The organism is Dinoroseobacter sp. S124A (assembly GCF_049801015.1).
Classification (GTDB): Bacteria; Pseudomonadota; Alphaproteobacteria; order Rhodobacterales; family Rhodobacteraceae; genus Dinoroseobacter.
On sequence record NZ_JBNAGD010000009.1, the window covers coordinates 80150 to 94200 of the forward strand.

11 protein-coding genes are annotated in these 14051 nt (G+C 64.5%); 8 read left to right on the forward strand and 3 right to left on the reverse strand.

Annotated elements, in window-relative coordinates:
• Positions 1-978 carry a deoxyribose-phosphate aldolase gene (gene deoC, locus ACP15I_RS19250; protein ID WP_424976357.1) on the reverse strand — a complete coding sequence of 326 codons (978 nt, stop codon included), beginning with the start codon at positions 976-978 and terminating at the stop codon, positions 1-3.
• A 274-nt stretch (positions 979-1252) separates the two neighbouring features.
• Positions 1253-2098 (reverse strand): AraC family transcriptional regulator, encoded by an 846-nt coding sequence (locus ACP15I_RS19255; protein WP_424976292.1) that lies wholly within the window; start codon positions 2096-2098, stop codon positions 1253-1255.
• A gap of 90 nt (positions 2099-2188) precedes the next feature.
• On the opposite strand from ACP15I_RS19255, the gene ACP15I_RS19260 reads away from it, so the two are divergent.
• Positions 2189-3016, forward strand: a complete 828-nt coding sequence (locus ACP15I_RS19260; RefSeq protein ID WP_424976293.1) for a phytanoyl-CoA dioxygenase family protein — start codon at positions 2189-2191, stop codon at positions 3014-3016.
• A 22-nt stretch (positions 3017-3038) separates the two neighbouring features.
• Here ACP15I_RS19260 and ACP15I_RS19265 read toward each other — a convergent pair whose 3' ends face one another.
• Positions 3039-3485: a DMT family transporter gene (locus ACP15I_RS19265; protein ID WP_424968007.1), complete on the reverse strand. Its 447-nt coding sequence runs from the start codon at positions 3483-3485 to the stop codon at positions 3039-3041.
• Positions 3486-3669: 184 nt separating this feature from the next.
• Between ACP15I_RS19265 and ACP15I_RS19270 the strand changes: the two genes are divergently transcribed.
• From ACP15I_RS19270 to ACP15I_RS19300, 7 genes are all read left to right on the forward strand, one after another.
• Positions 3670-4356 carry an MBL fold metallo-hydrolase gene (locus ACP15I_RS19270; protein WP_424976294.1) on the forward strand — a complete coding sequence of 229 codons (687 nt, stop codon included), beginning with the start codon at positions 3670-3672 and terminating at the stop codon, positions 4354-4356.
• 103 nt (positions 4357-4459) lie between these two features.
• The gene (locus tag ACP15I_RS19275) at positions 4460-6193 is read left to right on the forward strand and encodes an ABC transporter substrate-binding protein (protein ID WP_424976295.1); all 1734 of its coding nucleotides are present in this window, start codon (positions 4460-4462) and stop codon (positions 6191-6193) included.
• 60 nt (positions 6194-6253) lie between these two features.
• Positions 6254-7033 carry a phytanoyl-CoA dioxygenase family protein gene (locus tag ACP15I_RS19280; protein ID WP_424976296.1) on the forward strand — a complete coding sequence of 260 codons (780 nt, stop codon included), beginning with the start codon at positions 6254-6256 and terminating at the stop codon, positions 7031-7033.
• Positions 7034-7102: 69 nt separating this feature from the next.
• Positions 7103-8122 (forward strand): ABC transporter permease, encoded by a 1020-nt coding sequence (locus ACP15I_RS19285; protein WP_424968003.1) that lies wholly within the window; start codon positions 7103-7105, stop codon positions 8120-8122.
• Positions 8119-9063, forward strand: coding sequence for an ABC transporter permease (locus ACP15I_RS19290; RefSeq protein WP_424968002.1), 945 nt, complete (start codon positions 8119-8121; stop codon positions 9061-9063). Before ACP15I_RS19285 ends, ACP15I_RS19290 begins: the two co-directional genes overlap by 4 nt.
• An 8-nt stretch (positions 9064-9071) precedes the next feature.
• Positions 9072-10796: an ABC transporter ATP-binding protein gene (locus ACP15I_RS19295; protein WP_424976297.1), complete on the forward strand. Its 1725-nt coding sequence runs from the start codon at positions 9072-9074 to the stop codon at positions 10794-10796.
• A 63-nt stretch (positions 10797-10859) separates the two neighbouring features.
• The gene (locus ACP15I_RS19300; RefSeq protein WP_424976298.1) at positions 10860-14027 is read left to right on the forward strand and encodes an alpha-mannosidase; all 3168 of its coding nucleotides are present in this window, start codon (positions 10860-10862) and stop codon (positions 14025-14027) included.
• The last annotated feature ends 24 nt before the right edge of the window (positions 14028-14051 follow it).

The following is a 14051-nucleotide window of genomic DNA, read 5'->3' on the forward strand; positions in this document are numbered from 1 at the left end:
TCAGCCAAGCGAGTGCCGGTGGCCTGCGGAATAGGCCCCAGTGACATGATGCTCGAGTTGCCGTTCGATGTCGCCAAGAAGGGACGAGGCGCCAAAGCGGAAGAGGTCCGGTTGCAGCCAGCGGTTGCCCAGCTCCTCTTTCAGCAGGCTCAGATAGACCAGCGCATCCTTGGCCTTGGAGATCCCGCCCGCGGGTTTGTAGCCCACCTTGATCCCCGTGGCCGCCTCGTAATCCCGGATCGCGCGGATCATCACGAGGCTCACGGGCAGGGTCGCGTTCACGCTCTCCTTGCCGGTGGAGGTCTTGATGAAATCCGCGCCGGCCATCATGCAGATCAGGCTCGCGCGGGCGACATTGCCCAGATCCCCGAGCTCGCCGGTGGCCAGGATCGCCTTCACATGGGCATCCCCGCACGCTGCGCGAAAGGCGCGCATCTCGTCATAGAGCGCTTGCCAATTGCCGGTCAGGACATGGCGGCGGGAGATGACGATATCGATCTCTCCGGCGCCTGCGGCCACGCTTTCCTCGATCTCGCCCACGCGCAGCCGAAAGGGCGAAAGGCCTGCCGGAAACCCCGTCGACACGGCGGCGACAGGGATGCCGGAACCGGCAAGCGCCTCCACGGCCACCTCGACCATGTCGTGATAGACGCAGACCGCCCCGGTGGTGATTGCCCCCATGCCGAGAGCCGCGAGGATCTCGGGATCCACCGGCCGACGCGCCTTGGCGCAAAGCCGCTGGACCCGGCCCGGCGTGTCGTCGCCCGCAAGGGTGGTGAGATCGATCAGGGTGATCGCCTTCAGCAGCCACGCCGCCTGAAAGTCTTTCTTGACCGTCCGCCGCCCGGGCAGGGTCGCGGCCCGGCGTTCCACGGCCGATGTATTGACCGCGACGGCGCGGACCCAGTCGAGATCGAGCGCCATGCCAGGATTGCGCGGCAAGGTGGTCTCCGGCAAATGTGCCCGGTGCAGGTCGATCTGCTGGCCGGTGGCGGTGCGGCCCGGTGGGGTGCTGGTCACGATGAGGTCTCCTGCTGCGTGATCTGAGGCTGACACGGCCCGCGAAGGGGCGCAAGCGCGCCGCCACGTCCCGACGCCCGAGCGCGGATATGTGGATGTGCGGATGTACGGTGGCGCGGTCCGCTGCGCGCCCCGCGCGGACGTGCCCGTGATCGCCTGTCGTCCATCCTTCCATTTGACGGTCCTGCGGCGCGGGTCCGCGCGGTCCGCATGCGGACCGCGCCCTCTATCCTCAGCCTCTCCGCGCCCCGGGCTGGACCACGTCTCGGCGATGGGCGCGCCGCCATCGGGCTGGAGGCGCACCGTGATGGGCTTTGAAGAGGGCTTGGAAATGGCTCGGGGTCTCGATGCCACAGGCTTCTGCCACTCGCGTCAGGCTCAGATCCGTCCCGGTCATCAACCGCGCCGCATGGGCCATTCGCCGCGCATTGATCCAGTCGGTGGGCGTGGCACCGAGATGCGTGCGAAAGCTGCGGGCCAGATAGGCGGGTGACTTGCCCGCGATCTCGGCCAGCGCGCCGGGGCCTCGCGCGAATACCTCCGGGTCCTCGGCCGCGCGCAAGGTGCGCGTCAACCAACCCGGCAATCCGCCGGGCAGCGCCGGCAGGGGCCGAAGGATCCGCGTATGCAGCTCCAGCAGCACCGATTCGATGGCGAGCTGGCTGCGCGGTCCGACCTCCAGCCGCTCCAGCGCCCGTGTCATCGTACTCGCCTGATCCGCATTGAGGCTCAGCGTCACCGGGAGCGCCCCGTCGCTCCAGAAGGTGCGCCCGCCCAGCTCCGGGTAACGCGCCAGCAGATGGGTGAGGCTGTCGGGCGCGATGAGCACATTCACAAGCCGCGCGGGCCCGCCCAGACCGTGCCGGTCCTGCGGTCGCATGAAACACAGGCTGCGGGGCGGCAGCGCGATCCGGGTGCCATTGATCCGGTGTTGCACCATGCCGTCGAGCACAAAAAACATCTCGTGGAAATCCTGCCCATGGGGGGCGGGGATCGGCCCGTCCCCGAGGGCCACACGGGCAAAGTGAAACGCGGTCGGCGGGCGCAGGTAATCCCGGTGGCGCAGGGTCAAAGACATAGATAGGTCAACACAGAGGAGCTTTTGGGAAAAATAGCGCCAGAATTATTGCGAAACCAGAGAAATGATAGGGCGTGAAAGGATCCCCCCATGCTTGATACATCCCCCGATCTGTCTTTCGCCCCCGTGCGCAACCCGAACCCGGCCACTCTGACACCCGAGCAGATCGACCGCTATAATCGCGACGGCTACCTGACGGGTCTGCGCGCCTTCCCCCCCAGCCAGGCCGAGGCGAACCGCACGACCTTTGACGGGCTGCTCGCCGGGCTCGGGCGCGACGGCGCCTATGCGATCAACTGCTATCAGGCGCGCGCCCAGGCGATCTGGGATCTATGCACTGCGCCCGCGATCCTCGACGTGGTGGAGGATCTGGTGGGGCCGAACATCGTCTGCTGGGCCTCGCATTTCTTCTGCAAGCTGCCGGGGGACCCGAAGCACGTGCCCTGGCATCAGGACGCCGCCTTCTGGCATCTGGCCCCGGCCCGCACGGTGACCGTCTGGCTGGCCATCGACGACACCGATGCCGAGAACGCGGCGATGCAGTTTATTCCGCGCAGCCACGACAAAGGTGCGCTTGACTGGCGCGCTTCGGAGGGCGGCGTTTTGAACAAGGAACTGGTCGACACCGCGAGCCTTGGCGCGCCGGTGACCAACGCCCTGCGCGCAGGCGAGATGTCGGTTCATGCGGATATGCTGGCCCATGGGTCGGCCGCCAATCTCAGCAATCGCCGCCGATGCGGGCTGACCATCCGCTATTGCCCGCCCGAGGTGCGGATGACGGATGCGGCCTGGGCGCAAGGGATCGAGGCGATCCTCTGCCGGGGCAATGATCCCTCTGGCCACTGGCGCCACCACGCACGGCCCCGAGGCAATGACGTCTCGCCAGAAAACAGCCCGCGCAACCTTGGCGGAAACTAACCGGCGTGACCTGCCCTGCGGGTCAGATCCGCGACAGGAGCAGCCCCCCGGCCACCATTACGACGGCGAGGATGCGGGTCGGGCTGATCTCGCGCGCGGCCATCCCGAACGCCCCCAGCGCGTCAAGGATCAGCGCCGCGACCAGCTGGCCAAAGACCAGCGCCGCCACCAGCGAGACGACACCGATGCGATCCGCGCTCCAGGCGGCCGCACAGACATAGATCGCGCCAAGCGCACCGCCGGTCCAGGCCCACCAGGGTAAAGGGGCCAGCGCATCCCAGCTCGGCACCGTGCCCCGGGCCAGGGTGATCGCGCTCAGCACGACGAACCCGACCCCGAAGGAGATCGCCGCAGTCGCCACCGGATCCCCCGCGTTTCGGGCCAGGGTTGCATTGATCGGGGCCTGGGTCGCGATGCCCGCACCGCCAAGGGCCACGGCTCCGAGGGCGAGCCAATAGGTCAAACTCATGATGGGTGTCCTTTTCTCTGCGCGCAGAGAACCACGTTGCCGCGTCCAGCACTAGGTCCGGTACCCGGTTCTGCCCAAGCTCGGATGAAAGGCTTGCTTTGGGCCGGGGGCTATGGTTCAGTCACCGTGTTTGCATACCTATGCAAATGCCGCACGCACCGACTTTGGGAGGGGAAGGGCGTCTATGGATATCACATGGTTTGGCCATGCGGCGTTCCGGCTGAGCGATGCCCGGGGCGCGGTCATTACGGACCCTTACACGCCCGAAGGCGTGGGATATGCGCCGATCACCCAGAGCGCGGATCTGGTGGTCATCTCGTCCGATGACGATGATGCCCATTGCCGGGCCGACCTGATCCCCGGGGATCCGGCGGTGTGCAACGCGCTCAACGTGGCGTTGGACCATGGCGGGGCGCAGAACGTGGCCGGGCGCGAGATCCGCGCTGTCGCCGCCGCCGAGTGGGAACATCACCCAAGGGGCGTGCCGGGCCAGAATGGCATGTACCGGTTCGAGATGGACGGGATGCAGATCGCCCATATGGGCGATGTGGGAAACCCGCTGACCGCCGATCAGATCGCGTTTTTCGAGGATGTGGATGTCCTGCTGGCCTTGGCGGGGGGCTACCTGACCATCGAACTGCCGGACCTGATGACGATGATCCGCGCCGTCAGGCCCAAGCTGGTCATCCCCATGCATTTCAGGACCCTCACCTATCGGCCCTGCAACACCATGTGGATCGAAAGCTTCCTGAGCCATTTCGACGAGGCGCAGGTGGATTTCGCCTTTGGCGCCCATGCGCAGATTTTCAAAGAGGACCTGAGCCCGGACACGCGGGTGCTGGTCATGGACTATGTGCGACCGAACGCCTGAACTCGGGGGTTGATCCTCGGCGCGCCTGCGACATTCTGTCAAGCATCCGCCCATTTCAAAACAACCGGCATCCAAGCTGGATCACGACAACAGGAGAACAGATATGACCCTCAGACGCAGCTTGCTTTCGATCTCGATCGCGGCGTTGGCCGCCACCAGCGGGGCCGCCCTGGCTCAGGACGTGGCCCGCGAGGACACGGTGATCTTCGATCTCGACCGAACCATCAAGGATCCTGAGAATTTCAACTGGTTCACCCCCGGCACCAAGCGCATGCATGGCGCGCATCAGGCCATGTGGGAGCCGCTCTTCATCCTGAATTACGGCACGGGCGAGCTCGATCCGTGGCTCGCCAGCGGGTTCGAGGGCAACGATACCAACGATGTCTTCACCATCTCGCTGCGCGAGGGCGTGGAATGGTCCGATGGCGAGGCGTTTGACGCCGATGACGTGGTCTTCACCGTCTCCATGGCCCTTGAGAACAGTGAGATCTCGTCGCGCGAAGCGGCCACGATCCGGGCGCAGGTGGCCTCGGTCGAGAAGGTTGATGACCTGACGGTGCGGTTCACTCTGAACGCGCCCAACCCGCGCTTTCTGGTAGAAAACTTCGGGGTGCGGATTTTCGGGTCCTTCCTGATCATGCCGGAGCATGTCTGGAACGGTCAGGACCCGGCGACCTTCGCCTTCTTCCCGCCCATCGGGACCGGACCCTATACCTATACCTCCAGCGCCACGAACCGGGCGATCTGGGACCGCAATGATGACTGGTGGGGTGCGAAATCCGGGTTCATGGACCTGCCTGAGCCCCAGCGCCTGATCTGGCTCGAGACCGGCGGCGAAGAGAGCCGTGCGCAGTTGATGGCGACGAACCAGCTCGATGCCTCCCAGAACGTGTCCGTGGGCACCTTCGAGGCGATCAGGTTCCAGAACCCGGCGGTGATCGCCTGGTATCCGGACTATCCCTATGCGGCCGCCGACCCCTGCGCGCGCCAGCTTGAGATCAACACGACCATCGCGCCCTGGGACAGTGCCAATATGCGCAAGGCCGTGGCGATGATCATCGATCGCAACCAGATCGTGAATGTGGCCGCCGAGGGGGCGACTGTCGCCTCCGAGACGATGTTCGCGCAATACGGCTCCATGGCGCCCTTTATCGACGCGGTGAAGGCGGCGGGCTTCGGGCTGTCGGATGCGCCGGATCTCGACGCGGCGGCCGCGCTGATCGAGGGCGAGGGCTGGGCCAAGAATGGCGATGGGCTGTATGAAAAGGATGGCGAGGTCCTGAGCGTCGACATCCACGTGAATTCGGCCTCCACCGAGTATACCCGAACAATCGACGTGATCGCCGAGCAGCTGACGCGCGCCGGTATTCAGGCCAAGTCCGTGCCGGTCGAGAATGGCGTGTTCTGGGGCGAGGTTCTGCCCTTTGGCGGCTTCGAGATGTCCTATAGCTGGCTGTCCTGCGGGTCGGTGAACGAGCCCTGGGCGTCCATGGGCCGCTACACGGTCAAGGATGTGGTGCCCGTGGGCGAGCGGAGCCCCGGGTTCAACAACACCTCGCGCTGGGACGGGCCGGGGGCCGAGGCCTATAGCGCGCTGGTGGACAAAATCGGCGGGCTGCCCCTGGGCGATCCGGAGGTGCCGACGCTGGTCGCCGAGGCCTATCAGTATCTCGATGCGGAGATGCCGTTCATCCCGCTGGTGCAGTCGGCCAAGCTTTTGCCGATGAACACCACATACTGGACCGGCTGGCCGACCTCCGAGAACTATTACAACCACCCATTCTTCTGGTGGAACCACACGCATCAGATCATTCACAACCTCGAGAAGGCGAACTGATCTGACCGCTCTTCCCCGGGCCGGATGGTCCGGCCCGGGGCCATGCAAGGGAGAGGACCCATGTCCGAGAGATCTGTTTCCGAGATCGGACGCTTTTTCGAAGAGAACGGCTATTACCACGCGAAGGGCCTTCTGAGCGCAAGCCAGCTGGATCCGTTGGTGCGGGATTTCGACCGCATCGTCGGGCAATTGTTGCGCTCTGGCGAACAGGTAGATGCCACATGGGACGGGGACGAAACGGCCCGTTTGGCGCGGGCCGGGGACCGGATCCTGCACACCCATAATGTGCAGAAATATTCGCGCGCCTGGCTCAATGCCTTTCTCGATGACGGGTTTCTCGATGTGGCCGAAGAGATCCTCGGCCCGGATATCGTGCTGCATCATTCCAAGCTTTTTCAGAAACCGGCCGAGGCGGGCGCGCCCTTTCCGATGCATCAGGACTGGCCCTATTTCCCGACCGAGCAGGATCGGATGATCGCGGCCATCGTCCATGTGAGCGATGCCACGGACGAGATGGGCTGCCTTCGGGTCTATCCCGGCTCTCACAAGCTGGGCCGGATCGCGGGGGCCGATGGGCGGCAGGCCAATGCCACGCTTGACCGGTATCCTATCGAGCAGGCCAGGGTGCTGGAGGCCAAGGCCGGGGATGTGGTGTTCTTTCATTACCTGACGCTTCACGGGTCCATGCCGAACCGGTCGGATCGCACCCGCAAGACCGTTCTGGTGCAGATGTATGACGGTCAGGACCGCGTGGTGGAGGGCAACACCCATCCCGACGAGCGGATGGTGCTGCGGGGCTGGAACCACCATGCCAGCCGGGCGAGCGCCGCGGCGGCCTGACGGGCGGCCCTTGAGAGCGCGGGACGCCCCCCGGGGCGTTCTGCATAACGCAATGAGGGGGAGGGGGCCGTGTTCGGTATTCCACGCAGCTATCTGATCAACCGTACGATCACCTTCGTGCTGACCGTATTCATCGCGGCGACGCTGATCTGGTTGATTCCGCGTTTCTCGCCGGTGGACCCGGCAGAGATCATGCTCAGCCGCATGGCCGCAGGTGGCGGAGCCGTGGCCGATAGCGAGGCGATCCTTGCCCAGCTGCGTGCGGATTTCGGGCTGAATGACCCGTTGATCGTCCAATACCTGAAATACATGGGCAATTTGCTGACCTTCAATCTGGGGATCTCGACGGCCTCTTTCCCGACCCCGGTCTCGGTGCTCATCGCGCAGGCGCTGCCCTGGACCTTGGGGCTGATGATCCTGTCGGTGGTGATCACCTTCCTGATTGGCAATGCGCTGGGCGCGTTCATGGTCTGGGAACGCACGCCGAAAATCTGGAAGGTCGTCATCCCGACCTTCATGATCTTCACCTCGATCCCGCCGATCCTGTCGGGGCTCCTGTTGATGTATATCTTCTCGATCACCCTGCGCTGGCTGCCGCTGACCGGCAGTTACGGGCTGACGGTGGAGCCGGGTTGGGACTGGACCTTCGTGGCCAGCGTGATCGAGCATGGCACCCTGCCGGCGCTGTCGATCATCGTGGTGACCTTCGGCTTCTGGACGCTGGGGATGCGCGGGCTGATGATCTCGGTGCAGGGCGAGGATTACGTGAACCTCGCCAAGGCCAAGGGTCTGAAACCGCGCTATGTCCTGTATAAGTACATGGTGCGCAACGCGATCCTGCCGCAGATCACGGCCTTCGCGCTCAAGATCGGGTTGCTCGTCTCGGGGCAGATCCTCGTCGAGCGGATCTTTGGCTATAATGGCATGGGCAAGCTGCTCTATGACGCGATCCTCGATCAGGATTTCGCCGTCATCCAGGGCGTCAGTTACATCATCATCCTGATGACCGCGCTCTCGGTCTTCCTTGTCGATCTGATCTATCCGCTGATCGACCCGCGGATCCGTCTGTCCGAGGAGGCCGCGGCATGACCGATACGTCGCCCCCGCAAACGCCAAACCCGCAAACAGGGGAGGCGAATGCCGCCGAGATCTCGCGGTTCAACCGGTTCGACAATCCGTGGTTCAACCCCAAGCTGATGTGGGGCGTGGGCATCCTGCTGGTCATCATCCTTGGCGGGATCATCGGGCGGATGGTCTGGAACACCGAGCTGGTCTTTACCGGCTCGACGCCCCTGAAGCTCCCACCGCTTGGGTTCGAGAACCTGCGCCGGCAGGAAGGCGTCGCGGAATTCCCGCTGGGCACTGACGGGGCCGGGCGCGATATGCTGGCGATGCTGATCATCGGCACGCCCAATACGCTGATGATCGGGGCGATTGCTTCGATCATCGGGATGAGCCTCGGGATCTTTCTCGGCTTTTCGGCCGGGTTTGTCGGCGGGCGCGTGGATGACACGATCCGTGTGCTGTCGGATGTGATGATCACGATCCCGCCCCTTTTGATCCTCGTGGTGTTCCAGTCGGCCTTCGGAGACGTAAGCCTCGTGATGATGGCGTTCCTGATCGCGGGCTTCATGTGGCAATCGCCGACGCGCCTGATCCGGGCGCAGGTGCTGTCCATGAAACGCTCGGGCTATGTGCAGATGGCGCAGCTGAGCGGGGCCTCGACCTTTCACATCATGTTCCGCGAGATGCTGCCGAACCTGATCCCGTATCTCTTCGGGTCGTTCATCGCGAACGTGACCACCGCCATCGTCACTGCCGTGGGGCTGGAGGTTCTGGGCCTCGGGCCCCAGCGGATCCCGACTCTGGGCCGGGTGATCTACGACGCGATCAATTCCGGCGCGCTGATCCAGAACCTCTGGTGGTGGTGGGGCCTGCCCACGGCCCTGCTGGCGACGATGTTCATCGCGCTCCTGCTGATCAATCTCGGCCTCGACGAGGTCTCCAACCCGCGCCTGCGCAAGATCTGAGGCCGATCATGACCAAGCATGTCCTCGAACTCACGGATCTCAGCATCGACTTCCCCACGGCGCGGGGGGTGGTCCATGCGGTCACGAAGCTCTCGCTGAAGATCCGCCCGGGTATTCGGGTCGGCTTCATCGGGGAAAGCGGCTCGGGCAAGACCACCACGGCGCTCTCGGTGATGCGGATGCTCGGCGGCTCGGGCCGGGTGGCCAGCGGGGCAATCCAGCTGGGCGAGACCGATATGCTCGCGCTCAGCGAGGAGGAGATGCGCCTGACGCGCCTCAGCCGGGTCAGCTACATCCCCCAAGGGGCGATGAATTCGCTGAACCCGATCATGCGGATCGAGAACCAGATCTGGGACGGGATCATCGCCCATGAGGGCAAGACCGATGCCGCCGAACTGAAATCCCGTTCGGATGCTTGTCTGGAAAGCGTCGGCCTGTCCGCGCGCACGGGGCGGCTTTACCCCCATGAGCTGTCGGGCGGCATGAAGCAGCGGGTCTGCATCGCGCTGGGCGTGTCCCTGAACCCTGAGCTGATCATCGCGGATGAGCCGACCTCGGCGCTCGATGTGGTGACCCAACGCCATGTGATGCAGACGCTCAAGGACGTGCAGGCGCGGATCGGCTCGGGTCTGATCCTGATCGGGCATGACATGGGGCTGATGGCGCAATCGGTGGATGAACTTGCCGTGCTCAAGGACGGTGTGCTGGTCGAGCATGGCTCGGTCAAACAGATCCTCGAGGCGCCTGAGCATCCCTATACAAAGCAGCTGATTTCCTCGGTGCCCTTGGTGGGTGGCGCGAGTTTCCTCGATGACGAGATCGGCGCGGCCCCGGTCAAGCGCGGCAAGCCCGGCGTCCCGCTTCTGGAGTTCAAATCCGTTTCGAAAACCTATGGCGATGTCACCGCGCTCCACCCGATGAGCTTTGCGCTCGACGGCGAAAAACCCAAGATCATCTCGATCGTCGGCCAGTCCGGGTCGGGCAAATCCACCATGGGCAGCCTGATGCTGGGCTTCAACCCACCGAGCGCGGGGCAGGTCCTGTTCGAGGGCGCGGATATCGCCAAACACTCCGCCGCCGAGCGGCTCGAGTTCCGCAAATCCGTGCAGGCGGTGTTTCAGGACCCCTATGCCTGCTTCAACCCGTTCTACAGGGTCGATCATGCTCTGAAGTTTCCCTACAAGCGTTTCGGCCTCGGCTCCTCAGATGCGGAGGTCGAGGCCAAGATGCTGGAGGCGTGCGAGGCCGTGGGGCTCGACGGTCAGCTCATTCTCCGCCGTTTTCCGCACGAGTTGTCGGGCGGGCAGCGCCAGCGCCTGATCGTGGCCCGCGCGCTGATGCTGGAGCCAAAGCTGCTGATCGCGGATGAACCGGTCTCGATGGTGGACGCGTCCCTGCGCGCGACAATCCTCAAGAACATCTATGACCTGAAGGACCGCTACGGCATCTCCATTCTCTACATCACCCATGATCTGGCCACCGCCTATCACGTGAGCGACTATGTGATGGTCCTCTATCACGGCCATGTGGTCGAGGCGGGGCCGCCGAAACAGGTGATCGGAGATCCGCAGCACCCCTATACCCAGATGCTGATCGAGGCGATCCCGTGGCCCGATCTGACCCGGGATTGGGGCCATGCCGATGAGGCGTCGGATGCGGCGCGGCTGGCCGAGATCGCCCGTTCGACCGAGACGGTGATCCGCGGGGAGGTGCCGGGTTTTGCGCTCTCTTAACCCGTGGCGCGCTATAAGCGCAGGGCCTGAGGGGGCCGGGACCGAAAGGCATGACAGGAGCCCATGAAGCACCAGATTTTCTGGACCGAGCAAAAGATCCTCAGCCGTTTGCCGCTGATCACCCCGCTGGTCCATCGCCGCACGTCCCCGATCCTGCCCTTCCGCTATCTGCCGCTGCCCGGCCCACTGGCCGAGGCCCCGGTGGGCGCGGATGTGGATGCCTCCGGCTGGGACGAGATCCCCTTTGACAGCTATTGGGGCGATTGGAGCCAGGATTTCGTCCTGCGTTCGGCCTTTGCCGTGCCCGAGGGGTTTGGCACCCATGGCCCGGTCGCGCTGCACCTGCCGCTGGGAGTTGCCGGGGATATCTTCTGCCACCCGGAGGGGCTGGCCTATATCGACGGGGTGAGCTGCGCCTCGGCGGACCGGCAGCATCACGAGATCTATCTCAGCCCGGAGCTCTGCGATGGCGGGCTGCACAGCCTCGCGCTCCATGGTTGGACGGGGCTGAGCGGCTGGCCCCCCGACCGCAATTCCAAGCAGAAGCTCTTCATGAAGCCCTGCGCGGTGGTCGAGATCGACACCCCCACGCGCGAGCTGGTGGCGTTGGTGACCCGCGCGCTCGACGTGGCGGGGCATATGGAAGAGGGCAACACCGCGCGGGGCCGGATCCTGCGCGCGCTCGATCTGTGCTTCAAGGCGCTGGACACGCGCGACCCGATCCGCGGGGACGCGTTCTACGACAGCGTGCCCGCAGCGCTGGATGTGTTCCGCGAAACGCTCGAAGGGTATCGCGGTGAGATGGAGGTCGACATCCTCGCCATCGGCCACGCCCATATCGACATCGCCTATCTCTGGCAGGTGGATCAGACCCGGCGCAAATGCGGGCGCAGTTTCTCGAATGTGCTGGCGTTGATGGAGGAATACCCGGACTACCATTTCAGCCAATCCCAGCCCGTACTCTACGAGATGACCGCGCAGGATTATCCGCAGGTCTTCGAAGGCATCAAGGCGCGCGTGGCCGAAGGGCGGTGGGAGCCCATGGGCGGCATGTGGGTCGAGCCCGATTGCAACCTTGCGGGTGGCGAGAGCCTTGTGCGGCAACTCATGTATGGACGGCGATATTACCGCGATCAGTTCGGCGAGGGGGCCGAGACGCCCGTGCTCTGGCTGCCGGATACGTTCGGCTTCACTGCCGCCCTGCCGCAGTTGATGAAGCAGGCCGGGATGAAATGGTTCGTGGCCAACAAGCTGAACTGGAACCAGTACAACCAGATGCCCAACCAGCTTTTCTGGTGGGAGGGGATCGACGGATCTCGCGTGTTGAGCCATTTCCTGACGACGCCCTCCACGGTGCAATACCTGCCCCATCCCACGACCTACAAGGCCGAGATGACCGCGCGCGAGGTGTTCGGCACATGGGAAAACTTCCGCCAGAAGCACCTGCATCAGGAGCTGATCACCTGTTTCGGCTATGGCGACGGTGGCGGCGGCCCGACGCGGGAGCTGATCGATGCGGCCCGGGCCTATGATGCGCTGCCGGGCACGCCGCGGGTGCGCATGGGCAAGGTGCGCGATTTCTTTGAACGGGTGGAGGCGGAGGTCGCCCATGACCTGCCCACATGGTCCGGGGAGTTCTATCTGGAGCTGCACCGGGGCACACTGACAAGCCAGGCGCGGATCAAGCGGGCCAATCGCAAGGCGGAGGTCCTGCTCCACGATGTGGAATTTCTCGCCAGCCTCGCCGGGCTGACCACCGGGGCGGAGTATCCTGCCTCCGTGCTGGAGGAGGCGTGGAAGCTGGTCCTTCTGAACCAGTTCCACGACATCCTGCCGGGCACCTCGATCACCGAGGTCTTCGCGGATGCGGAGCGGGACTATGCGGCGGTGATGGAGACGGGCACGGCCCTGCGGGAGGTCGCATTGACGGCGCTCGGCACGCAGATGCCCGCAGAGGCCGAGGTCATGGCCGTGAACCCCACGGGGTTCTCCGTGGACCGGATCGGCTGGATCGGGGCGGAGGTCTCGGACCTTGCAGATCTGCGCTCGGGCCGGGTCTTGCGGACCCAAGGCGTGGAGGGTGGCACGTTGATCGACCTGCCGGCTCTGCCGGGTTATGCCGCACTCGGGCTTGGCCCGTCTGAGGAGGCGCCGGAGCCGACTGCGCTCCGGATCACCGAGTTCCCCGATGGGGCCGTGATTGAGAATGACCTGATCCGGGTGCATGTGGCCCCGAATGGCCAGCTTGTCTCGGTGTTCGACAAGACCGCCTTGCGCGAGGTTCTGGCCGAGGGCGCGTACGGCAATCAGCTGCTGGCGTTCGAGGACCGGCCCATGGTTTGGGACGCCTGGGATATCGATATCTTTTACGAGGATCGCTGCGAGGTGATCGATGCGCCCGTGCGGTTCGAGATCACCGAGCGCGGCCCCTTGCGCGCCAGCCTCGAGGTGGAGCATCACTGGCGCGGCTCCACCATCACCCAGCGGATCTGCCTGCATCACAACTCCAAACGGATCGAGTTCAAGACGGATGTGGATTGGCGCGCCTCCCACATCCTGCTGAAATGCGCCTTTCCGGTCGCGATTTTCAGCCCGCGCGCCACCTATGACATCCAGTTCGGCAATACCGAGCGGACCACCCATTCCAACACCAGTTGGGACTGGGCCCGGTTCGAGAGTGTCGGGCATAAATGGGCGGATCTGAGCGAGGGGAATTACGGCGTCGCGCTGCTCAACGACTGCAAATATGGCTATGATATCCGGGACAATGTCATGCGGCTCAGCCTGCTGAAATCCGCGACCATGCCGGATCCGGAGCAGGATCAGGGCCACCATGAGATGACCTATGCGCTCTTGCTCCATGAAGGGAACTGGCGGTCCGATGTGACCGAGAGCGGCTATGTCCTGAACAATCCGGTGCTGTGCCGTCCTGTGTCGGGCGGGCAAGGGGCCGCGCCTTTGGTCCAGATGGTGGGCGTGTCAGGGTTCTCGACCGTGGTCGAGACGGTCAAGCGGGCCGAGGATGGCCGGGGCTATATCGTGCGGATCTTCGAGAATGAACGCACGCGGGGGCCGGTGGACCTGCGCTTTGGCTTCGATGTGGCGGAGGTGCGGCAGGTCACCATTCTGGAGGAGGATCTGGGGCCGGTCGCGCTGCGGGGCCGGGTGGTGACGGTGGATCTGACACCCTACGAGATCGTGTCGCTGCGGGTCCTGCCGGTTGGTGTTTGAAGGCGGGTGTGGAGGGGGCTCTGC